Annotated in this window: 19 protein-coding genes; 11 read left to right on the top strand and 8 right to left on the bottom strand. The window is 70.5% G+C overall.

Annotated features, from left to right (window positions below):
• Positions 1–2 precede the first annotated feature (2 nt).
• The 3 genes from ACWEOO_RS17645 (at position 3) to ACWEOO_RS17655 (ending at position 3,733) form a co-directional block, all read left to right on the top strand.
• Positions 3–2,615, top strand: coding sequence for a CHAT domain-containing protein (locus ACWEOO_RS17645; protein WP_452143862.1), 2,613 nt, complete (start codon positions 3–5; stop codon positions 2,613–2,615).
• A gap of 66 nt (positions 2,616–2,681) precedes the next feature.
• The gene (locus tag ACWEOO_RS17650) at positions 2,682–3,263 is read left to right on the top strand and encodes an RNA polymerase sigma factor (RefSeq protein ID WP_452143863.1); all 582 of its coding nucleotides are present in this window, start codon (positions 2,682–2,684) and stop codon (positions 3,261–3,263) included.
• A 17-nt stretch (positions 3,264–3,280) separates the two neighbouring features.
• Complete coding sequence (locus ACWEOO_RS17655) at positions 3,281–3,733, top strand: hypothetical protein (RefSeq protein WP_452143864.1); 453 nt, start codon at positions 3,281–3,283, stop codon at positions 3,731–3,733.
• A 12-nt stretch (positions 3,734–3,745) separates the two neighbouring features.
• On the opposite strand, the gene ACWEOO_RS17660 is transcribed toward ACWEOO_RS17655, so the two are convergent.
• The 3 genes from ACWEOO_RS17660 to ACWEOO_RS17670 are packed head-to-tail and all read right to left on the bottom strand — an operon-like array spanning position 3,746 to position 6,477.
• Positions 3,746–4,177 (bottom strand): VOC family protein, encoded by a 432-nt coding sequence (locus ACWEOO_RS17660; protein ID WP_452143865.1) that lies wholly within the window; start codon positions 4,175–4,177, stop codon positions 3,746–3,748.
• Between the two features lie 8 nt (positions 4,178–4,185).
• Positions 4,186–5,007: an IclR family transcriptional regulator domain-containing protein gene (locus ACWEOO_RS17665; RefSeq protein ID WP_452143866.1), complete on the bottom strand. Its 822-nt coding sequence runs from the start codon at positions 5,005–5,007 to the stop codon at positions 4,186–4,188.
• Positions 5,008–5,028: 21 nt separating this feature from the next.
• Positions 5,029–6,477 carry an amidohydrolase family protein gene (locus ACWEOO_RS17670; protein ID WP_452143867.1) on the bottom strand — a complete coding sequence of 483 codons (1,449 nt, stop codon included), beginning with the start codon at positions 6,475–6,477 and terminating at the stop codon, positions 5,029–5,031.
• Between the two features lie 163 nt (positions 6,478–6,640).
• Here ACWEOO_RS17670 and ACWEOO_RS17675 point away from each other — a divergent pair, with 163 nt between their 5' ends.
• Genes ACWEOO_RS17675 through ACWEOO_RS17695 form a run of 5 tightly spaced genes read left to right on the top strand, consistent with a single transcriptional unit; the run spans position 6,641 to position 10,747 of the window.
• A complete protein-coding gene (locus tag ACWEOO_RS17675; RefSeq protein WP_359924029.1) occupies positions 6,641–7,768 on the top strand; it encodes a CaiB/BaiF CoA transferase family protein in 1,128 nt (375 codons plus the stop codon).
• Positions 7,765–8,538, top strand: coding sequence for a citryl-CoA lyase (locus ACWEOO_RS17680; protein WP_452143868.1), 774 nt, complete (start codon positions 7,765–7,767; stop codon positions 8,536–8,538). Before ACWEOO_RS17675 ends, ACWEOO_RS17680 begins: the two co-directional genes overlap by 4 nt.
• An 11-nt stretch (positions 8,539–8,549) precedes the next feature.
• A complete protein-coding gene (locus ACWEOO_RS17685; protein ID WP_452143869.1) occupies positions 8,550–9,413 on the top strand; it encodes a DODA-type extradiol aromatic ring-opening family dioxygenase in 864 nt (287 codons plus the stop codon).
• Positions 9,410–9,772 (top strand): hypothetical protein, encoded by a 363-nt coding sequence (locus ACWEOO_RS17690; RefSeq protein WP_452143870.1) that lies wholly within the window; start codon positions 9,410–9,412, stop codon positions 9,770–9,772. Before ACWEOO_RS17685 ends, ACWEOO_RS17690 begins: the two co-directional genes overlap by 4 nt.
• Positions 9,773–9,781: 9 nt before the next feature.
• Positions 9,782–10,747, top strand: coding sequence for a quinone oxidoreductase family protein (locus ACWEOO_RS17695; protein WP_452143871.1), 966 nt, complete (start codon positions 9,782–9,784; stop codon positions 10,745–10,747).
• Between the two features lie 118 nt (positions 10,748–10,865).
• Here ACWEOO_RS17695 and ACWEOO_RS17700 read toward each other — a convergent pair whose 3' ends face one another.
• Positions 10,866–11,552: an ATP-dependent Clp protease proteolytic subunit gene (locus ACWEOO_RS17700; protein WP_452143872.1), complete on the bottom strand. Its 687-nt coding sequence runs from the start codon at positions 11,550–11,552 to the stop codon at positions 10,866–10,868.
• Positions 11,553–11,627: 75 nt separating this feature from the next.
• Entirely contained in the window at positions 11,628–12,557 is a 930-nt protein-coding gene (locus tag ACWEOO_RS17705; protein ID WP_452143873.1) for a nucleoside hydrolase, read from the bottom strand.
• A gap of 58 nt (positions 12,558–12,615) precedes the next feature.
• Between ACWEOO_RS17705 and ftsH the strand changes: the two genes are divergently transcribed.
• The gene (gene ftsH / locus ACWEOO_RS17710) at positions 12,616–14,586 is read left to right on the top strand and encodes an ATP-dependent zinc metalloprotease FtsH (protein ID WP_452143874.1); all 1,971 of its coding nucleotides are present in this window, start codon (positions 12,616–12,618) and stop codon (positions 14,584–14,586) included.
• 78 nt (positions 14,587–14,664) lie between these two features.
• Here the strand turns inward: ftsH and ACWEOO_RS17715 are convergent, their stop codons facing one another.
• The 3 genes from ACWEOO_RS17715 to ACWEOO_RS17725 are packed head-to-tail and all read right to left on the bottom strand — an operon-like array spanning position 14,665 to position 19,000.
• Complete coding sequence (locus ACWEOO_RS17715) at positions 14,665–16,065, bottom strand: DUF4832 domain-containing protein (protein ID WP_452143875.1); 1,401 nt, start codon at positions 16,063–16,065, stop codon at positions 14,665–14,667.
• 8 nt (positions 16,066–16,073) lie between these two features.
• Entirely contained in the window at positions 16,074–17,807 is a 1,734-nt protein-coding gene (locus ACWEOO_RS17720; RefSeq protein WP_452143876.1) for a DUF4832 domain-containing protein, read from the bottom strand.
• A 59-nt stretch (positions 17,808–17,866) separates the two neighbouring features.
• On the bottom strand, positions 17,867–19,000 hold the full coding sequence (locus ACWEOO_RS17725; RefSeq protein WP_452143877.1) for an ROK family protein: 1,134 nt from the start codon (positions 18,998–19,000) through the stop codon (positions 17,867–17,869).
• Between the two features lie 177 nt (positions 19,001–19,177).
• On the opposite strand from ACWEOO_RS17725, the gene ACWEOO_RS17730 reads away from it, so the two are divergent.
• Positions 19,178–20,158, top strand: coding sequence for a Gfo/Idh/MocA family protein (locus ACWEOO_RS17730; RefSeq protein ID WP_452143878.1), 981 nt, complete (start codon positions 19,178–19,180; stop codon positions 20,156–20,158).
• Positions 20,159–20,170: 12 nt separating this feature from the next.
• A complete protein-coding gene (locus ACWEOO_RS17735) occupies positions 20,171–21,163 on the top strand; it encodes a Gfo/Idh/MocA family protein (RefSeq protein WP_452143879.1) in 993 nt (330 codons plus the stop codon).
• Positions 21,164–21,180: the final 17 nt, after the last annotated feature.

Consider the following 21,180-nt stretch of genomic DNA (forward strand, 5'->3'; position numbering starts at 1 on the left):
GAGTGCCATCGGCAGGGGGGAGTGCTGAGGCAGCAGAAAATCTGCTGCCGCTCGCGTTGTCGCGCCCGCACGACGCGATCGCGTCCGCGCGGACCCTGCTGGCAGGCGGTCCGCCGCAGGTCGAGGCGTCGATCGCGCATCAGGCCTGGGGCATCGGTCTGCGGCAGCTCGGCGACGTGCCGCGGGCGGTCCGGGAGCTGCGCACCGCGCTGCGGCTGGCGGAGCAGTCCGGGCGGTCGGAGCGGGAGGCGGATGTCCTTGCCACGCTGGGCGCGACGCTCGGCCGGGCCGGGCGCAGCCGGGAGGGACTGGAGCGGCTCGATCGCGCGGTCGACCTCAGCCGCGGAGCCCTGACCGGCCGGGTGCTGCTGCGGCGCGCCGACGTACTGCTGGTGCTCGGGCGGCACCGCGAGGCGCTCGAGGACCTGCGCTCGGCGATCACGCGGCTGCGGCGGTCGGGCGACCAGGTCTGGGAGGCGCGGTCGCGCAACTATCGCGGATTCATCCAACTCGCCCTCGGCGGGACGAAACGGGCGGACGCGGATTTCTCGGTCGCGGAGAAGTTGTACGCCGCGACGGGCCAGGAGTTCGAGTACGCCGAAGCCCGGCAGAACCGGGGACTGGTCGCGTATTCGCGAGGCGACTTGCCGGCCGCGCTGCGGTATCTGGACGAGGCGGGCCGGCGCTTCGCGGCGGTCGGCGTCGTCTGGCCGGACCTCGCGATCGATCGCTGCGGCGTGCTGCTGGCCGCCGGTCTCAGCGCGGAGGCGCTGGCCGAGATGGACCAGGCGATCGCGGCCGAGGGCGGTACGGCGACCAAACGCGGCGAGTTGTGGTTCGCGGCGGCGACCGCGGCGCTGGCAGCCGGCGATCCGGCGGCGGCGCGGGAGCGGGCGGACCAGGCCCGGCGGTTGTTCTCGGCGCAGCGGCGGGAGTGGTGGTCGGTGCGTTCGTCGATGGTGCTGCTCGAGGCGCGGTACCAGTCGGGCGAGCGCGGCGAGTCGCTCCTGCGCCGGGTGAGTGCGGTGGCGGCCCGGCTGGACGCGTTGGGCGCGTCCGAGGCGTCGGCCGCGCCTCTGCTCGCGGGCCGGTTGGCGTTGGCCGCGGGCCGTGCGCGGGCGGCGGATCGGCAACTGGAGCTGGCCGGACGGCACAGCAAGGACGCGCCGCCGATCGCCCGGAGCGCTGCCTGGTTGGGGAAGGCGTTGCGCGCCGAGGCCCGGGGTGAGGTGCGCGGCATGTTGGCGGCGTGCGCGCGTGGTCTGGACGCGTTGGACGAGCACCGGCTGGCGATGGGTGCGACGGAGCTGCGGGCGTTGGCGACCGGTCAGGGTGCGGAGCTGGCGGAGTTGGCGCTGCGGGACGCACTGCGGCGCGACGATCCGCGCCGGTTGCTGAGCTGGGGTGAGCGGTGGCGCGCGACGGCGCTCGGCGTACCGCCCGTGCGGCCGCCCGACGACGAGCAGTTGGTCGGTGAGCTGGCCGCGTTGCGCGACGTCGTACGGCGGTTGGACGCGGCACCGGATCCCGCGCTGGACAAGGAACGCCGGCGTCTGGAGAAGGCGGTTCGCGACCGGACGTTGCGGGCAGCGGGCGGCGGCGGGGCCGGCGCTCGGCGGTTCGACGTCGACGAGTTGGTGGCGGCGTTGGGCGAGACCGTGCTGGTGGAGCTGGTCGAGGTGGACGGCGTGCTGCACGCGGTAGTGGTGCGGGACGGGCGAATCACCAGACACGAGGTCGGCCCGCTCACGGCGGCCGCGCTCGAGGTCGAGCGCTCCCGATTCCGTCTGCGGCGGCTGGCCCACGGCCGCTCCCGCCCCGGCAGCACCCAGGGCCCGGCGCGGCCTGCGGGGCCTTCGCTCGAGGTGTTGGGGACTCGGCTCGGGGACGCGATTCTCGGCCCGGCACAGGAGTTGCTGGGGGATCGGGACGTGGTGATGGTTCCGCCCGGTCGATTGCACGCGTTGCCCTGGGGACTGGTGCCGGCGCTGGCCGATCGGGCCGTGAACGTGGTGCCGTCGGCGGCGACATGGTTGCGCGCGCAGAGGTTGCGCCCGCCGTCGGACCGGCGGGTCGTGCTGGTCCTCGGTCCCGGGCTGTCCTCGGGTCGTGCCGAGGTGCTGCGGCTGGCCAAGGAGTACCCGGACGCGACCGTGCTGGCCGACGGCGACGCGACCGCGGAGAACGTGCTGCGCGAGCTCGACGGCGCGTGGATCGCGCACATCGCGGCGCACGGCACGTTCCGCTCGGACAGTCCGCTGTTCTCGTCGCTGCGGCTCGACGACGGGCCGTTGACGGTGTACGACTTCGAGCGCCTGCGCCGGGCGCCGTACCGGATGGTGCTGTCGAGTTGCGACTCCGGCCTCGCGAAGCCGGTCGGCGCGGACGAGCTGCTCGGGTTGAGCAGCAGCCTGATCCCGCTGGGCGCGGCCGGCATTCTCGCGAGCGTCGTACCGGTGAACGACCCGGCGACCGCTCCGCTGATGCTCGCGCTGCACGACAACCTGCAGGCGGGCCAACCGCTGGCTGCCGCGTACGCCGCGGCGCGTCACGGGACAGGAGGTGACCCGGTCGCCGACGCCGCCGGCCGGTCGTTCGTCGCGCTCGGCGCATGATGTATCAGCAGTGGTCCGAACCGCTCTGTATCAGTAAGAGAGCGGTCCGGAGGAAAGGGGGACGGCATGCGGGACGATCCGACAGTCGTCGACCTGGTCATCCGGGCCAGGGACGGCGAGAAGAATGCTTGGGACGAGCTGGTGGAGAGATACGCGCCGCTCGTTTATTCGGTGTGCAGGCGCTATCGCCTGACCCAGCCCGACATCGACGACGTCGGGCAGAGCGTGTGGCTGCGGCTGGTCGAGCACCTGCCCGGTCTGCGCGAGCCGGCCGCGCTGCCGGGCTGGATCGCGACCACGACGCAACGGGAGTGCTTCCGGCTGATCCGTGCGACCAGCCGGGTCGAGCCGGTCGACCTCCTGCAGTCGCCCGACATCCCTGAGCAGGCGATCGCCGAGGAAGAGGTACTGCGGCACGAACGCGGCGCGATTCTGCGCACCGCGTTCAGCGAGCTGTCGCGGAAATGCCAGCAGTTGCTGTCGTTGCTGATGCAGGACCCGCCGGCGCCGTACGACGAGATCAGCCGGCGACTGAGCTTGCCGGTCGGCAGCATCGGGCCGAACCGGGCGCGTTGCCTGACCCGGCTGCGGCAGACCCCGGCGCTCGCCCTGCTGGCGGCCGACGGCCCCGGACCGAACGACGAATGAACGAGGAGGTGAGACCCGTGATGGATCCCGAATGGCACGACGACGAGAAGTTGATCGCGGCCTTGCGCGAAGCCTTGGCCTCCGCCGAGGACGTGCCGTCGGCTTTCGTCGAGGCCGGTAAGGCTGCGTTCGCGTGGCGGTCCATCGACGCCGAGCTGGCGGCGCTCACCTACGACTCCGCGCTGGAACCGGTGGCGATCCGGTCGGAGAGTGCGATCCTGCGGTCGCTCACGTTCGCCTCGGACGGCTGGACGGTCGAGCTCGAGCTGACGCCGGACGCGGTCCTCGGACAGCTCGACCCGCCCGGCGTCGGCACGGTCAGCGCCCGCGGCGACGGCGGCGAGCTGGCCACCGCGGACATCGACGAACTCGGCTTCTTCGTCCTCGGCCCGCCGCCGACCGTGCCGTACCGTTTGGTCTGCCAGACCAGCTCCGGCACGACGATCCTGACCGGCTGGATCACGCCCTAGCGGGACATCCGCTCAGGCGGCGAAGACCTGGGAGTCGTCGGCGAAGGCCTTGAATTCCAGGGCATTGCCGGCCGGGTCGAGGAAGAACATCGTCCACTGTTCGCCGGTCTGGCCCTGGAACCGGACGTACGGCTCGATGACGAACGTGGTGCCGGCCGCCTGCAGCCGCTCGGCGAAGGTCCGGAACTCCTCGACGGTCAGGATCAGCCCGAAGTGCGGCACCGGCACGTCGTGGCCGTCGACCGGGTTGTGGATCCGCTGCGCCCGCTCGGGTGCGACGTGCGTGACGAACTGGTGGCCGCGCAGGTTCCAGTCGATCCAGGTCTGCGAGCTGCGGCCCTGTTCGAGGCCGAGGACCTCGCCGTAGAAGTGCCGGGCCGCGTCCAGGTCGTCGACCGGCATCGCGAGGTGGAACCGGGGGATGGGCGAGTCGAGAACAGTCATGTCTCCATTCAAGCAGTCGTTTCGTCGCGCTGCTCGACCTCGACGTGTGGCCTGGACTGCCACAACGCCCACTCCGCACTGACGTCGCCGGCCGTCCGCAGTAGCAGCGGCAGGTGATCGTGCAGCAGCTTGTCGACCGAGGTCTCGGCCGCGTGCACGGTCACGTTCATCGCGGCCCGCACGGTGCCGGTGCCGTCGCGCACCGGCGCCGCGACCGAGCGGACGCCGGGCGCGAGCTCCTCGTCCGCGAGTGCCCACCCGCGCGCCCGGATCTCGGTGAGTTCGTCGCGCAACTGGTCCGCGGTCCGGCCGATGTACGGCGGGAGTCCGGCGCGGCTCGGTTGCGTGAGCACGTCGGCCAGGTCGTCGGGCGACAGCGCTGACAGCAGCACCTTGCCCTGCGACGTCTGCGCCGCGGGGAACCGGGTGCCGATGTCGACGCGGAGCGCGATCAGCTTCGGCACCGACACGCGCGCGACGTACACGATGTCCGAGCCGTCGAGCTGCGCCATCGACGACGACTCGCCGGTGCGGGCGACGAGCGCCTCGAGATGCGGTCTCGCGATGTCCCAGAGGCCGAGCGAACCGACGTACGCCATCCCCAGCGTCAGCACCTTCGGGGTGAGCTGGAAGGATCCGCCGACGGTGCGGACGAAGCCGAGCTCCTCCAGCGTCAGCAGCAGCCGGCGCGCGGTCGGCCGGGCCAGACCGGCCGCGGTCGCGACCTCGGTGAGCGACATCGTGCGGTGGCCGGCGTCGAAGCAGGAGAGCACGTCCAGCCCGCGCGCCAGTGCCTCGACGAAATCCGGACCCGCGCCGCGCCCTGCCATCTGGTGATCCTCCCGCTCGACTTACGACTCACCGAAGATGGTGCCACGGGCCTCGCGGGTGGAGTCGGACTTGTAGTCGGTGTACTGGTACGGGTTGTCCAGGACCTCGCCCTTCGGCAGCTCCGGGTTCATCCCGCTCTTCCACGCCTCCTCGCCGAGCGTCGAACGCAGGTAGTCGACAGTCGCCTCGACCTCCCGTCGTACGGCGGGCAGGTCGCAGTCCACCAGTTGGTGGTCGTGCTTGACCACGCGGCCGTCGACGATGACCGTGTGGACGTCGCCGCGCTGCGCCTGGAACGCCACCTGGCCGTACGGGTTGATCAGCGGGAACGACACCGGTGACGCGTCGTTCTTGATCAGGATCACGTCCGCCGTCTTCCCTGGTTCGAGGCTGCCCAGGTCGTCGCGGCCGAGCGCGCGGGCGCCGCCGCGGGTCGCCCAGTCGACGACGTGCTCGGCGCGCAGATGGCTGTGCGTCACGGTGGCGCCCTTCATGTGCGCCTCCAGGTGTTCGCGGGCCCGGTCGGCGCCGAGGGTGGTCCGCATCGCACTGAACAGGTCGCCGCTCCACCACACGCTGGTGTCCTGCGACAACGACACCGGAATGTCGTGGCGGCGGACCTGCCAGGTCGGCGGGTAGCCCTGGCCGGCGCTCTGCTCGGACTCGGTCGAGACCGAGATCGAACCGCCGGTCGCGGCGATCCGCTGGTACGAGTCCGTGGTCAGGGTCGCCGCGTGGACGTAGATGTTCTGCGGCGTCATGAAGCCGTTCTCGTGCATCAGCTTGATGCCGTTGTCGTTGGTCGCACCCCAGACGCCGGCATGCGTGGTGACGCCGAGCCCGAGCTCGCGGGCGACCTCGAACGCGGCCCGCTCCGGGAACGCCGGATCGCCGGTCACGTCGAACGCGAGCTGCAGACCGAGCCGGCCGTCGTCGCGCAGCCGCTCGAGGAACGCCCGCACGGACGGATCGGCGGTCCACTCCCACGGCCCGGCCTGGATGTTGCCGTAGGCAAGGACGAACCGGCCGGGCACGGCCGTCAGCGCGTCGACCGCCGCCTCGGCGTGTTCGACGCTCTGCAGCCCGTGCGACCAGTCGACGGTCGTCGTGATGCCGGCCTCCAGCGACTCCCACGCCGAGGTCAGGTTGCCCGCGTGGATGTCCTCTGGCCGGAACGCCTTGCCGTGCTCGAGGTAGTACCAGACGAAGTACTGCGTGAGCGTCCAGTCGGCGCCGTACGCGCGCATCGCGGTCTGCCACATGTGCCGGTGGGTGTCGATCATCCCCGGCATCACGATGCCGCCGGACGCGTCGACCACCTGGGTGCCCTCGGGGACGTCGAGTCGTTGCCCCTGCTGCCCGACTGCCGCGATCTTGTCGCCGTCGATCAGTACGTCGCCGTCCGGGACCACCGTGTGGTGGTCGTCCATCGTCAGCACGGTCCCGCCCCGCAACAGCACTGTGGTCATCGCTGCCTCCAAGAGCTTGCCCGGACATACGTCCGTATGACGGTCAACGGGGCGGTCAGCCTCACTATCTGAGCGCAGTTTGATGGTGTCAAGAGCCTGTTGACAGGTGGTACGAGGAGATCGAGACTGATGCGGACAGGTGTCCGTAGATCCGGGAGGTCAGGTGAAGGGTCCGCTCTCCGGGTTGCTGGTGGCCGACTTCTCCCGGATCCTGGCCGGTCCGTACGCGACCATGCTGCTGGCCGACCTGGGGGCCGACGTGGTGAAGGTCGAGTCGCCCGGCGGTGACGACACCCGGTCCTGGCAGCCGCCGGTGCGTGACGGCGTCTCGACGTACTACCTCGCGGTGAACCGGAACAAGCGGTCGATCGCGCTCGATCTGAAGGATCCGTCGGACCTCGCCGCCGCGCAGGAGCTGGCGCGGCGTGCGGACGTGCTGCTGGAGAACTTCCGGCCGGGCGGGCTGGCGCGGTTCGGGCTCGACTACGAGACCGTTGCCGCCGGCAACCCGAGGCTGGTGTACGCGTCGATCAGCGGGTTCGGGTCCGGGCCGGGCGGCGCCGCGCTGCCCGGGTACGACTTGATCGTGCAGGCGATCTCCGGATTGATGAGCCTGACCGGTGACCCGTCCGGCGAGCCGTACCGTGCGGGCATCTCGGTGTTCGACGTGATGGCCGGGCTGCACGCGACGATCGGGGTGCTGTCGGCGCTCAACCTGCGGCACGAGACCGGCCGCGGGCAGCACGTCGAGGTGAACCTGCTGTCGTCGGCGCTGTCCGGGCTGGTCAACCAGTCGAGCGCGTACGTCGCGGGCGGCGTCGTACCGCTGCGGATGGGGAACAGCCACCCGAGCCTGTTCCCGTACGAGCCGCTGCCGTGCGCCGACGGGGAACTGATCATCACGGCCGGGAACAACGGGCAGTTCCGCAAGCTGGTCGAGGTGCTCGGCGTACCGGAGCTGGCCGACGACCCGCGGTTCGACCGGAACGAGAAGCGCACGGCCCGTCGTGAGGAGCTGCGGCCGTTGCTCGTGGAGCGGTTGATGACGCGGACCAAGCTCGAGTGGTTCCGCGACATCATCGCGGCCGGGGTGCCGTGCGGGCCGATCAACACCGTGGACGCCGGGGTCGCGTTCGCCGAGGACATCGGGCTGGACCCGGTGGTGACGGTCGGGGACATCCCGACGGTGCGCAACCCGATCACCTTCTCCGGCAGCGCGGCGTCGTACCGTCTGCCGCCGCCCGAGCTGGATGAACACGGCGCCGAGCTGAGGAAGTGGTTGTCCGCATGAGCCCTGAATTCCCCACCTCGCTCGGGACCTCGACCGCCGACGAGATCCGCCTGCTAGGGCAGGACCTGACCGCGGACCTGATGGGCAAGGTCGGCTTCGGCGAGCTGGCGTTCTGGCTGGTCGCCCTGCGCCGCCCGACCCCGTCCGAGACCCGCGTCTTCGAAGCAGTCCTGGTCGCCCTCGCCGACCACGGTTTCACCCCCACCGCCATCGCCGCGCGGTTGACGTACCTGTCGGCGCCGGACGCGTTGCAGGGCGCCTTGGCCGCGGGCCTGCTGGGCGGAGGCTCCCGCTTCCTGGGCGTCACCGAGGACTGCGCCATGTTCCTGCACGAAGCTCTGGAAGGCCACGCGACGCCGGACGACGCCGGCTGGGACCCACTCGCGCTGGAGCTTGTCCGACAGTCCCGGGCCAACGGGACGTACATCCCCGGGCTGGGTCATCCGGTGCACAAGGTGGAAGACCCGCGCACACCGGTACTGATTCGCATCGCCCGGGAGGAAGGGCTGGAAGGGCCGCATCTCAAGCTGTTCCAGGCGATCGGCCGGGTGCACGAGCAGGTGCTCGGGCGCAAGCTGCCGCTGAACGGAGCCGGAGTGTGCGGCGCCGCGCTCGCCGACCTCGGTCTGCCGGTGGAGATGTTGCGCGGCTTCGCCCTGCTGGCCAGAGCCGCCGGACTCCTCGGCCAGTTGGCGGAGGAGCGACGCAGGCCCATCGGCATGGACGCCTACCTGACCGTCGATCGCAACGCCGTGTACGTCGAACCCTGAAGGAGCACCACATGGCCACAGTCGCCGCGGTGATCGCCTCCACGCACCATCCGTTCTACTACCGGGCGAGCACCGCCACCGGCGCCGACCGCCCGCCGTTCGCCGACACGTGGGTGGCGAAGATCGAGGCCTTCCGGGAGACCCTGACGAAGGCGCGGCCGGACATCCTGGTGATGGTCGGCAGCGACCACTTCCACCAGCTGTGGCTGGACAACATGCCGCAGTTCCTGGTCGGCAAGGCGCCGTACTTCGACGCGAACTGGTACAACGAGGAGCGCGAGTTCGGCCTGCCCCGGATGCGGCTGGCCGGTGACGAGCAGCTCGCCGGGCACATCCTGCGCAACGGCCTGGACGCCGGCTTCGATCTTGCCTTCAGCAACGAACTCCGGATCGACCACAGCATCACCTGCCCGATCATCACGCTGCGCCCGGACGCGGACCTGCCGATCGTGCCGATCTACACCAACATCTTCGCACCCCCGCTGCCGCGGCCCGGCCGGTTCGTCGAGCTCGGCCGGACGATCCGGCAGCTGGTGGAGTCGTGGCCGATCGACAAGCGGGTCGCGATCATCGGCACCGGGCACCTGTCGCTCGAGCTGGGCGGGCCGCGGCAGTTCGGCGAGCACGGCCCGGACCCGGAGTTCGACCGCAAGGCGGTGGACTGGATCGCGAGCGGGGACGTCGACGGGTGCCTGTCCGAGGTGACGCTGGACAGCCTGCATCTGCCGGGCAATGCGACGCACGGCTTCATGGACTTCATGCTGATGATGGGCGTGGCAGGCGCCGGCGCGAAGGCGGACCACGTGGACTCGCTCGACCTGTTCCATACGATGGAGGCGTATTTCACCTGGTACCCGAACGGAGTGCCGGCATGAGCAAGTACTTGCTGGACAAGTTCCTCTACACGGTCGACCGGGACCCGGAGCTGGTGGAGCGCTACCGCGAGGATCCCGCCGGAACGGTGGACTGGTGGGAGCGGGAGAAGGCGAACGAGATCCTGAACTGCGCGGTCGCGGAGAAGTCCACCTGGCTCGCGTTCACCGACGACGAGCGGAAGGCGTTGCGCGACCACGACCACCTCGCGCTGTTCGGCCTGGGCGCGCATCCGTTCCTCACGCTGACGTTGTTCATCGCGATGTTCGAGCGGGATCACGGCCCGCTGGAGTACCAGAAGGCGTACGGTCGGGCCCTGCAGCAGCAGTACGCCCTGCCGTACCCCGATATCGCTACCTGAGGAGTCCGCGTGCGCGCCGCAGTCCTGCACACCCACGGCCAGCCGCCGTCGCATGCCGAACACCCCGACCCGGTGGCAGGTGTTGGTTCCTCGATCGTCCGGGTGACCGCGGCCCCGATCGTCCCGCTCGATCTGCTGTGTGCCTCCGGTACGTCGTACTTCGGCCCGCCGGCGCTCCCGTACGTCCCGGGTGTTCAGGGTGTCGGTGTGGTGGAGGAGTCGTCGACGGTCCCCGCGGGGACCCGGGTGTTCTTCGCGACCTCGGCCGGGATGACAGCGGGCGACGGGAGTCTCGCGGAGCGGGCCGCCGTACCGGACGAGGATTTGGTGGCGCTGGACGTGCCGGTGCTGGACGCGGCGGTGGCAGCGATCGGGTTGTCCGGGGTCGCCGGGTGGATGGCGTTGACGTGGCGGGCCCGGATGCAGGCGGGGGAGCGGGTCCTGGTGCTGGGCGGTGGCGGTGCGGTCGGGCAAGTGGCGATCGGGGCCGCGCGGGTCCTCGGGGCGTCGGGGGTCGTTGCTGTCGTCCGGTCGGAGGCGTCCCGGGAGCGGGCGTTGGCGGCGGGTGCGGACGAGGTGGTCGCGCTCAGCCCGGATACCGACGAGCTGACGAGACTGCTGGGCGATCCGACGTACGACGTGGTGATCGATCCGGTGTTCGGCGTCGCCGCGACCGCTGCCTCGCGGGTCCTCGCCCCGGGCGGACGGCTGGTGAATCTCGGTGGCTCGTCGGGTGACGAGGCGGTCTTCTCGTCGTCCGTCCTGCGGAGCAGGACAGCGAGCGTGCTCGGCTACACGAACAACGCCCTCACCACGGACCAGCGCCGCGACGCGCTGACCGCCGTACTCCAGCACGCCGCGGTCGGGGCGATCGCCGTCGCCTACGAAACCGTCACCCTCGCCGACGTCACCACCGCCTGGACCCGCCAGTTCACCGGCAGGACCGCCGGCCGGTTGGTCCTCACCATCACCTGAGGGTCTGCAGGACGACAGTACGTATATGTCCACTGGCGGTCGTCGAGGCGGGCGCCCCCGCGGGCGGGGTGCGGCTGGTAGCCGTATACGTACTGTCGAGCTGCAGCGGCCGGCGCACTCAGAGAAGTTTGGTGATGAGGCCGTAGGTGCGGGCTTCTTCGGCGGTGAGGACTCGGCCGGGCTCGAGGTCGGCGGCGATCTCGTCGGCGGGGCGAGCGGTGGCCTGGGCGATGAGGTCACGGAGGCGGGCGGTCTGCTGGTCGTGTTCTTCGGCGACGGCGGCGAGCTCGTCCGCGGTGCCGTCGGCGGTGAAGTGGGGCGCGGACAGCACGAACATCGTGTGCCGGTGGGCTTCACGCTGGGCTGCGGCGGCGAGGACGGCGATCGCGGCGCCGCGGACGGTGCCGCGGGCAACGACATGGACCGGGGCGCTGATCAGGTCGATCGCGGCGGCCACGGACAGGGCCGCGTCCAGGTCGGCGTCCGGCGCGGACAGGTGGAGCTTGACCGGGTCGTTGCTCTGGGCATCCAGGAGGAGCAGCTGCGCGGCGACGTGGTTCGCCAGTGCGTCGTCGAGGCGCCCGCCGACCAGGATCACCCGCTCCGCCAGCAGCCGGTCGGCGAGCTCCCGCTCCAGCGTGATCGATGTCGGTTCGTACCAGGACGGCAGAATCGGCTGCGGCGCCGTCCGCTCCGGAACCCCGGGCACCCCGGGAATCTCCGGCCACGGCCGTCCCGGCCCAGGCACGCCCGGCCCCGGGATACCGTTGCTGCTCAGAGTGATCGTCCGGTTCTCTGCATCCATGTGTGTCCTCCTCGACACCTCCAGCCTGGAGCAGCGGGCGACGGGGGTGAAGGGGTTCCGCTGTCAGCAGACGAATCAGCCGAGGGCGGTGATCGCGGTGACGACGCGGTTCCAGAAGGCTTCCCGGTCGAGGGTGAGGGCGATCCGGGCGTTCGGCGGGCGGCCGGTGTAGCCGTCGAGGTCCACCACCGTGGCGCCGGCGGTCCATTCGCCCTTGGTCTCGATGACGAGGTTGGCCTCGACGCAGTGCACGATCGCGGGGTCGATGACCCGTGCCACCGCGACCGGGTCGTGCAGCGGTGGCGCCTCGAAGCCGAACAGATCGCGGTACGTCGAGGCGAAGAACGTCATCCACTCGCCGCAGACCCGCGCCAACGGCGTCCCGATCCGCTCCAGGCGCGCCAGGACGTCGTCCGTCACCAGCGCCTGATGCGTCACGTTCAGCCCGCACATCGTGAACGGGACCCCCGACCGCACCACCAGATCCACCGCCTCCGGATCCACGCACGCGTTCGCCTCGGCCAGCGGCGCGATGTTGCCGCGGTCCGTGGACCCGCCCATCCACACGATCTCGGTGATGTTGCCGGCCAGCGGCGGCTCCTCGGCCAGCAGCCGCGCCACGTTCGTCAACGCCCCGGTTGCCACGATTGTCGCCGGCCGAGAGCGCAGTACGTCGACCAGCAGCTCGTGCGCCGAGTGCGGCGACTCCGGCACCGACGGCTCGCCCGTGAAGGCCGGGCCGTCGAGCCCGGTCGTGCCGTGGACGTCGTCGGCGATCCGCAACCGCCGTACCAGGGGCCGGTCGGCGCCCCGCGCGACCGGAACATCCGAGACCCCGGCCAAGGAGAGCACACGCCGCGCGTTCACCGTGCACTTGTCGACGGTCTGGTTGCCGGCCACGGTCGTCACGGCGAGCAGGTCGACGGCCGGATCGGCGACCGCGAGCAGGATCGCCAGTGCGTCGTCGTGGCCCGGGTCGCAGTCGAGGATCAGAGGTGTGACCATGTGCCAGGGTATGAGTTGTTGCTAGGGCCCGGCTGATTCAGCACCTATGTTTGGCTCCATGAGCGACAAGGAGCCGCCGGCGAAGGACGAGTCCGGTCCCGACCAGGCCGACCGCAAGAGCAACGGATCGCAGCGGCCGCCGCACAAGCCGTGGCGGACCGAGGGGCTGCCGGCCGGGCACGGCGACGACAAGCCGCGCCGGCCGCGGTGGTGGAAGTGGGTCGCGTGGATCGTCGGCGGGTACCTGGTGCTCTTCCTGCTCACCACGATGCAGGACCAGCTGGCCGGCGGCGAGCAGACGATCGCCTACACCGATTTCACCGCTCAGGTGCAGAAGCAGAACGTGGCCGAGATCTTCTCCCGCGGCGACACCATCGAGGGCCGGCTGAAGGAGGCCGCCGAGGTGCCGGGCAAGAGCGGCGAGACGTACACGAAGTTCACCACCGAGCGGCCGACGTTCGCCAACGACAATCTGTACGGCGACCTGCAGAAGGGCGGCGCCACCGTCCGGGCGACGCCGGTGGTCGCGCAGCGCGGTGTGCTGTGGAACCTGCTGATCTCGCTCGGCCCGTTCATCCTGATCGCGGCGTTCTACTTCTGGCTGTTCCGGCGCAGCCGGGCCGGCGGCGGGCTGGGCGGCCTGCTCGGCGGCGGCGGCCAGCAGAAGAAGCCGGTCGACCCGACCAGCGTCCGGGTGACGTTCGCCGACGTCGCGGGGATCGACGAGGTCGAGGCCGAGATCGAAGAGGTCGTCGACTACCTGAAGGACCCCGAGAAGTACCGGCGGCTCGGGGCGCGGGCCCCGAAGGGCGTGCTGCTGGCCGGCTCGCCCGGCACCGGCAAGACACTGCTCGCGCGGGCGACCGCCGGTGAGGCCGGCGTCCCGTTCTTCTCCGCGAGCGCCTCGGAGTTCATCGAGATGATCGTGGGCGTCGGCGCGAGCCGGGTGCGGGAGCTGTTCGGCGAGGCGCGGAAGGTCGCGCCGGCGATCATCTTCATCGACGAGATCGACACCATCGGCCGCGCCCGCGGCGGCGCCCGGTCAGTCGGCGGGCACGACGAGGGCGAGCAGACGCTGAACCAGATCCTCACCGAGATGGACGGCTTCTCCGGGACCGAGGGCGTCGTCGTGCTGGCGGCGACGAACCGCGCCGACGTGCTGGACCCGGCGCTGCTGCGCCCCGGCCGGTTCGACCGGACGATCACGGTGCACGCGCCGGACCAACCGGGCCGGGAGGCGATCCTCAAGGTGCACGCGCGCGGCAAGCCGCTGGCCGCCGACGCCGATCTCGCTGCGCTGTCGCGGTCCACCCCCGGCATGACCGGCGCCGACCTCGCCAACCTGCTGAACGAGGCCGCGCTCGCCGCGGCCCGGCAGGGCGAGTCGCAGATCACCCAGCGGGACCTGACCGACGCGCTGGAGAAGGTCCAGCTCGGCACGGCGCGCAACGTGGTGATGCCGGAGGAGGAGCGGCGGCGCACGGCGTACCACGAGGGCGGGCACGCGTTGCTCGGCATGATCCAGAAGGGCGCGGACCCGGTCCGGAAGGTGTCGATCATCCCGCGCGGCCGGGCGCTCGGCGTGACGCTGTCGACGCCGGAGTCGGACCGCTACGGGTACGACGTGGACTACCTGCGCGGCCGGATCATCGGCGCGCTCGGCGGGATGGCGGCCGAGCAGGAGGTGCTCGGCGTCGTCACCACCGGCGCGGAGAGCGATCTGGAGACCGCGACCAGGATCGCCCGGTCGATGGTCGGTCGCTGGGGCATGTCCGACCTGATCGGCCCGGTCTCGGTCCTCCCGTCCGAGGGCGACGCCCGGATGGCCGGGGTCTCCGACGAGCTGCTCAACAGCGTCGACCAGGAGGTCCGGCGCCTGATCGAGCAGTGCTACGCCGAGGCCCGCCGCCTGCTCCGCGAGAACCGCCCGAAGCTCGACTCGATCGCCGAGCAGCTCCTCGAACACGAGACCCTCGACGAGGCCGACGCCTACGCCGCCGCCGGCATCACCCACGGCTCCCGCACCTAGCACTAGCTGCAGGGACCTGAGACAAGACGTGGCGGGCTGAGACAGGTAATAACAGGTCTCAACCCGCCATTTCTTGTCTCAGCCGATGGTCACTGTCTGACCGAGATCGTTGTAACCGGTGGCCGGCTGCCAGGTTCCGTTGTTGGCGAGGCGGATCGAGTAGTCGGGCCGTGTGGACAGGCGCGGGTCCGGCAGGTTCAGCAACAGCTTGTACGTGCCGGGCACGGGCGGTGCGGCGACCTTCCAGCTGAGGGAGGTCGTCGTACCGGCTCCCCAGCGGCGCGGGTCGGCGGGTACGTCGACCTTGTAGGTGTGCTTCGCGCTCTGGAAGATCAGCTGCACCCGCCGCGGGTTGTACGGGGCAGCCCAACCGTCGTTGCGCATCTGCAGGTCGACCTGGACCGTCCCGCGCCGGGTCGTCACCGTGCTCCGGTCGAGAGCGAACCGGTAGCCGAGCTTCTGCTTCGCGACCTCGAGGTTGTCACCCCAGCTGCCGAGCACGTCCTTGTTGTAGTCGGTGTTCAGGAACGACACGTGCAGCCGGGCCATCTCCGCGGCGGCCGAGTCCCACTCCGAGCGCGGCGGGTTCACGGCGCAGGTCTCACCGCCTTCGGGCACGTAGTTGGTGTCCTGGGCAACGAAGTCCTTGTCCAGCTCGATCGGGTCGCTGAGATAGGTGCCGAAGTCGTCCGGGCTGGCCAGGAAGCAGTCGTTGTGGTGCCCGATCCGGGCCACCGGCGAACCGTCGTACGCCTGCTCGGCGGTCAGCGCGCCGTCGGTGCCGGTCGGTACGCCGTACATCCGTTGCTTCATGTACGGCGTGCGCACCTGGATCATCCGGTCCTTCGGGAGCGCCTTCAGCAGCGCGTCGGTCACCGCCTTGCGATCGGCCCAGTTCTGATCCGAGACCTGGCTCGGGTCCTGCGGGTCGCTGAAGTGGTCGGTGTAGTAGCCCTCGCCCCACAGCCCGACGAAGCCGGACTGCACGAGTTCGATCACGTCGGCGTTGTCGCGCAGGACCGGCGTGAGTTGCTGGATGTGCTTGAGTACGCGGGCGACCGGCGCGTCGCCGTACGGCGTGGGCGGCGGCCAGCCCGCACCGGGCAGCGCGTACGCGAACCGCACGATCACCTTGACGCCGGCCGCCCGGGCGGTGCGGAAATCGGCGCGGACCAGGTCGAGGTACTGCTTGTCGATCGCGTCCTGGCTCGCGAACTTCTCCAGATAGAACACGCGCAGGATCTGCGTGACGTTCTCCTGGGTGCGGAAAGTGCGCAGGGTGGTGAGGTCGAGCGGGACGTACCCGGTGCCGTCGGCACGGAAGTGCGTCTCGGTGTGGTGGTAGAAGCCGCGTTCGGGGTTGGCGATCACCTCGTCGCTGGTGGAGTAGGTGTGCGTCGTGGACGGTGCCGCGAGCGCCTGCTGGGCAGGCAGCAGCAGTCCGATCGCGCACACGGCGGCGGCGAGCCTTCGTCTCATGTCGTCTCCTAGCTGATGCTGACGGTGTGCAGGAGCGAGTTCATCCCGGTCGCCGCGTCCCAGGTGCTCTGGTTCGCGAGGCGGATCGAGTACTCGGGGCGAGTGGACAGAAGCGGATCCGGCAGGTTGAGCAGCAGGGCGTACGAGCCTGCCGGAAGACTGGCGGGCACGGTGAGGGTCTGCGACACCGTGGTCGACGTCCCCGCGGTCCAGCGGCGCGGGTCCGACGTCATCGGGAGCTTGTAGGTGCTGCCGGTGGAGGTGTTCCGCAGGACCAGCTCGAGGTTGCGCGGGTTGAACGGCGTCGCGTAGCCGTCGTTGTGGACGGTGAAGGACACCGGCAGACTGCCGCCGGGTGCGGCGGTCGACGGGTAGGTGCCGGACTCGAGACGGAAGCGGTACCCGAGGTTCTTGATGACGGTCGACAGGCAGCCGCCGGAGTTCCACGAGCTCAGGACGTTGGGCTCGTAGTCGGTGTTGAGGAACGACCAGTGGAACTGCGCGAGCTCGCTGGTCGCCGTGGGGCACTGCGAGCGCGGCGCGTTCACGCCGCAGGTCTCGCCGCCCATGGCGACGTACGTCGTGTCGGACTGCAGGTACGGGTACTCGACGGACGGGTTCTCGTAGGTGCCGAAGTCGTCGGCGCTGGCGAGGAAGCAGTCGTTGTGGTGACCGACCCGGGACAGCGTCGAGCCGTTGTACGCGTCGCCGGGCTGGACCGGGGTGGTCGAGTACAGGGTGCGCTTGAACTTGGGGGTTCGCAGCTGGATCATCCGGGTCGACGGCACGACGCTGAGCAGCTTGTCGGTGACCGCCTTGCGGTTCGCCCAGTCCGTCGCCGACACGACGCCGGCGTTGCCGAAGTTCTGCGTGTAGTACCACTCGCCCCAGGCGCCGATCAGCCCGGCCTGGACGACGGCGATCACGTCCTTGCCGGCCGAAAGGTACGGCGCCAACTGGTCGAGATGCGCCAGGACGCGGTCCTTCGTCGCGTCGTCGCCTGTGGTGGACGTGGTGTACGCGAGACGCAGCACCATCTTGAGGCCGGCCGCGCGGACGGTGTCGAGTTGCTGCTGCAGCTGGTCGAGAGCAGCCTGGGCTATCGGGCCGTTCTTGTACTCGGCCAGGTAGAAGACGCACATCACCAGCGAGATGCCCTGACCGGTGCGGTAGCCCTGCAGGGTGGACTGGGAGAAGTCCGCTTTGTCGCAGTCGCCGGTGTGGTGGTAGAAGCCGCGCTCGGGATTGGCGAAGTTCTCGGTCGACGGCGTGTAGGTCACTCCGCCGCTGCCGCCGGTGTAGACCTGCGTGTACATCGCGGACGTCTCGAGCGGGGCCTCCGCCTGGAAGATCAGGTCGGCGTCGTTCGGCGTGGCGGTCTCACCCAGGTCAGCGCGTCCGACAGTCCACTGCGCGACGCCGCCGGTGTTGCCGAAGGTGACAGAGCGGACGAGCGTCCAGCTCCAGCCGGTGCCGGTGTGCTGGTAGAGGCTGCCGTTCTCGAGCAGGTAGTCGGCGCCGGTGCCGCCCTGGGCGAATCCGGTCGACGGGTTGCGGTCGGTGTCGACGTACACCCGGAGGAACTGCGGGGCGCCGGTGTAGGAGAAGCGGTAGGTGACGGTGGTCGCGGTGTTGGTCGCGGTCGCGCCGCTGATGGTGGCCTGGGCGGGGGAGGTGAGGACCGCGGCGAGCAGGGCACCCGCGGCGGCGGCGACGGTGAGCAGACGGAACGGACGCATCATGATGCTTCCTCTCGCTGGGCGTGGCGATGGGGATAATCATGGAGTCCAGGAAAATTATGTCAAGGCCTGAGCCCGGTCGTGATGGTCGACTCGACCTCGTCGAGCGCCAGCCGGACGGCGCCCAGCGCGACGCCCTCGTCGGCGAACGCGGACACCCGGATCTCCGGCGTCCGCAGGCACCACCGGTCCAGCTCGCGCCGCAACGGCGCCACCATCACGTCCGCCGACCGCGAGAACCCGCCCCCGATCACAACCAGCTGCGGGTCCAGCGTCAGCACCAGGGCGGAGGCCCCCAGCGCCAGATCCCGCACGTACGCGTCGACGGCCGCCAGGGCTGCCGCGTCGCCCGCGCGAGCGGCCACAAACACCCGCTCGAACCCGCCGTTCGTTTCGGTTGCGGGGCTGTTCTCCAGCCAGTCGTGCAGGTGGTGCGGGGCTTGTTGCCAGCCGGCGGCGGGGAGGGCGCCGATCTCGCCGGACCAGTTGGCGAAGCCGCGGTGGAGCTTGCCGTCGATGATCAGTCCGGCGCCGGTGCGCAGGCCGGCCAGCAGGAAGACCACGTCCTTCGCGAACCGGGCGACGCCGCGCCAGGTCTCGGCGAGCGCGGCGAGCTTGCAGTCGTTCTCTACGCGGACCGGGCCGGGGACCAGGCGCCGGACCTGCGCGGCCAGGTCGACCCCGCTCCATTCCGGCAACGAGTCCGAGAGCATCACCTTCCCGGTCCCGTCGACCAGGCCGGTGGTCGCCACCCCGGTCGCCCAGATCTGCCCGTCGCCGGCGCCCGCCAGCGCCTTCGTCACGCACCGGTCCAGCGCCGCGAGCCGCTGCCGCCGCCCGGCCTCCGCGGCGATCTCGATCCGGCTCTGGCTGATCACCTCGCCGTCGAGGTCGGTGACCAGGGCGAGCGCCTTGTGCCCGCCGATGTCGATCCCGAGCAACCGCCCGGCGCCCGCGTTGAACCGGTACCGCCGCGCGGGCCGCCCGACCGACCCGGAAGCCGGCGCCACCTCGGTCAGCCAGCCGCGGCCGAGCAGGTCCCGCGCCACGTCCTCGGTCGAAGCGCGCGACAGACCTGTTCGCTTCGACAACTCGGTGAGCGTCAGGGGCTGGTCACCGCGCAGTTCCCGCAGCACGGCGGCGGCGTTGAGCTGGCGCAGCCGCGAGAGGTCCCCGCCGACCGGTTCCTCGCTCATCAGCCACCTCACTTCTCCGGGAGTCCTGGATAACTATAAGCATCCCGATTGCGCGCGGGTCTCACCGTGTGAACGGGCGCGCCGGGGGTCTGTTGCGCACCGATGACAACGTTGTACCGTGATCTGCCGACGCTCGATCCGAAACGTTTCCGAAGGTTTCCACTGAGGAGGACCCGCGTGTCCAATCCGCTGAAGATCGCGACGCTCAGCTTCTGGCACGTCCATGCCGGCGACTACTCCAGGCAGGCCCAGGCGCACCCGGGGACGGAGTTGGTGGCCGTCTGGGACGACGACGCCGAGCGCGGCCAAGCCGGGGCCGACCAGTTCGGTGTGGAGTTCACCGGCGATCTCGACGCGCTGCTGGCGCGCGACGACCTGGACGGCGTGGTGATCACGACGCCGACCGACGTGCACCGCGACATCATGGTCAAGGCCGCTCAGGCCGGTAAGCACATCTACACCGAGAAGGTGCTGGCGCCGACGGTCGCCGAGGCCGAGGAGATCGTCGCCGCCACCGACGCCGCCGGCGTGAAGCTGACGGTCTCGCTGCCGCGGCTCGCGCACGGCTACACGACCGCGATCCGGGAGGTGCTCGACAGGGGGACACTCGGCCGGGTGACCTACGGCCGGGTCCGGCTCTCGCACGACGGCGCGATCGGGCGGGACGGCAAGGAAGGCTGGCTGCCGCAGCGGTTCTTCGAGCCGAAGGCCGCGATCGGCGGCGCGCTCACCGACCTCGGCTGCCACCCGGTGTACCTGACCCAGCTGTTCCTCGGCGCGACGCCGGAGACCGTGAGCGCGACGTACCGCTCGGTGGCCGGTCGCGGGCTGGAGGACAACGCGGTCGTCGTGGCCGGGTACGGCGACCAGACGATCGGGGTGATCGAGGCCGGGTTCGCCAGCAACAACCCGTTCACGATCGAGCTGTTCGGGACCGAGGGCACGCTCACCTACACCGACCGCGGGAACGTTCTCCTGGTGAACGGCGAGCAGGTCCAGGTGCCTGAGCACTCGCCGGATCCGTTCGCGCAGTGGGTCGACCACATCGTCAACGACACCCGTGCCGACGAGAACATCGAGCGCGCCGTCGAGCTGACCCGCCTGGTGGTGGCGGCGAACGCGGCGGCCGAGGCCAACCGAGTGATCTCCTACAGCTGAAAGGACGACGGCATGATCAAGGTCGGGCTGATCGGCGCCGGGGGCATCGCTTCGGCGCACATCAAGGGGTACCGGGCGCACGCGGACCGGATCGCGGTCACCGCGGTCGCGGACGCGGTCGAAGAGACGGCGAAGAAGCGTGGCGAGGAGCTGGACGCCACGGCGTACACGGACTATCGCGAGATGCTCGCCGGCGAGGATCTGGACGCGGTCGACATCTGCCTGCCGCACCATCTGCACCGGGACGCGATCGTCGCGGCGGCCGAGGCGGGCAAGCACATCCTCTGCGAGAAGCCGCTGTGCCTGTCCGCCGAGGAGGCGGCCGACGTCCGCAAGGCGGTGACAGAGAACGGCGTGACGCTGATGTGTGCGCACAACCAGCTGTTCATGCCGGCCGTCGCGAAGGCCCGGGAGCTGCTGCAGGCCGGGACGATCGGCACGGTGTACGAGGTCCGCACGACGGACAGCTTCTACAACGACTTCGACCCGACGTCGATGGGCTGGCGGGCGAGCAGCAAGACGAGCGGCGGTGGCGAGCTCATTGACACCGGGTACCACCCCACCTATCTGATGCTGCACCTCGCCGGCGGGCTGCCGGTCGAGGCGACCGCGATGCTCTCCACGCACCGGTTGAAGTTCATGGAGGGCGAGGACTCCGCCCAGGTCCTGATCCGGTTCGACAACGGCGTCGTCGGCCAGCTGGTGACCAGCTGGGCGTACCAGCCGGCCGCCGGCACCGAGCGGTTCTCGGCCGTCGGCGAGCTCGGCTCGCTGACCAGTGACGGTACGTCGCTGTCCTACAGCCTCCGGTCGGGCGAGACCGAGACCTTCGAGTTCGAGTCGGTCGACACGTTCGTCGCCGAGATCGGCCACTTCGCCGACTCGCTGCTCGGCAAGCAGCGCCCGCTGCACACCGAGGAGGAGGGCATCGCCGTCCTCGGCATCCTGCTCGCGGCGTACGAAGGCTCCAAGTCCAAGACCGTCGCGCCGGTCCTCAAGGTGTAACCAGCCACACCCCGCCG

This window comes from Kribbella sp. NPDC004138 (assembly GCF_053603655.1).

Excerpts from the sequence above, each read along its gene's own strand:
- ACWEOO_RS17650 (WP_452143863.1), top strand. The coding sequence starts at position 2,682 with ATGCGGGACGATCCGACAGTCGTCGACCTGGTCATCCGGGCCAGGGAC.
- ACWEOO_RS17660 (WP_452143865.1), bottom strand. The coding sequence starts at position 4,177 with ATGACTGTTCTCGACTCGCCCATCCCCCGGTTCCACCTCGCGATGCCG.
- ACWEOO_RS17665 (WP_452143866.1), bottom strand. The coding sequence starts at position 5,007 with ATGGCAGGGCGCGGCGCGGGTCCGGATTTCGTCGAGGCACTGGCGCGC.
- ACWEOO_RS17670 (WP_452143867.1), bottom strand. The coding sequence starts at position 6,477 with ATGACCACAGTGCTGTTGCGGGGCGGGACCGTGCTGACGATGGACGAC.
- ACWEOO_RS17680 (WP_452143868.1), top strand. The coding sequence starts at position 7,765 with ATGAGCCCTGAATTCCCCACCTCGCTCGGGACCTCGACCGCCGACGAG.
- ACWEOO_RS17685 (WP_452143869.1), top strand. The coding sequence starts at position 8,550 with ATGGCCACAGTCGCCGCGGTGATCGCCTCCACGCACCATCCGTTCTAC.
- ACWEOO_RS17690 (WP_452143870.1), top strand. The coding sequence starts at position 9,410 with ATGAGCAAGTACTTGCTGGACAAGTTCCTCTACACGGTCGACCGGGAC.
- ACWEOO_RS17700 (WP_452143872.1), bottom strand. The coding sequence starts at position 11,552 with ATGGATGCAGAGAACCGGACGATCACTCTGAGCAGCAACGGTATCCCG.
- ACWEOO_RS17705 (WP_452143873.1), bottom strand. The coding sequence starts at position 12,557 with ATGGTCACACCTCTGATCCTCGACTGCGACCCGGGCCACGACGACGCA.
- ftsH (WP_452143874.1), top strand. The coding sequence starts at position 12,616 with ATGAGCGACAAGGAGCCGCCGGCGAAGGACGAGTCCGGTCCCGACCAG.
- ACWEOO_RS17715 (WP_452143875.1), bottom strand. The coding sequence starts at position 16,065 with ATGAGACGAAGGCTCGCCGCCGCCGTGTGCGCGATCGGACTGCTGCTG.
- ACWEOO_RS17720 (WP_452143876.1), bottom strand. The coding sequence starts at position 17,807 with ATGATGCGTCCGTTCCGTCTGCTCACCGTCGCCGCCGCCGCGGGTGCC.
- ACWEOO_RS17725 (WP_452143877.1), bottom strand. The coding sequence starts at position 19,000 with ATGAGCGAGGAACCGGTCGGCGGGGACCTCTCGCGGCTGCGCCAGCTC.
- ACWEOO_RS17735 (WP_452143879.1), top strand. The coding sequence starts at position 20,171 with ATGATCAAGGTCGGGCTGATCGGCGCCGGGGGCATCGCTTCGGCGCAC.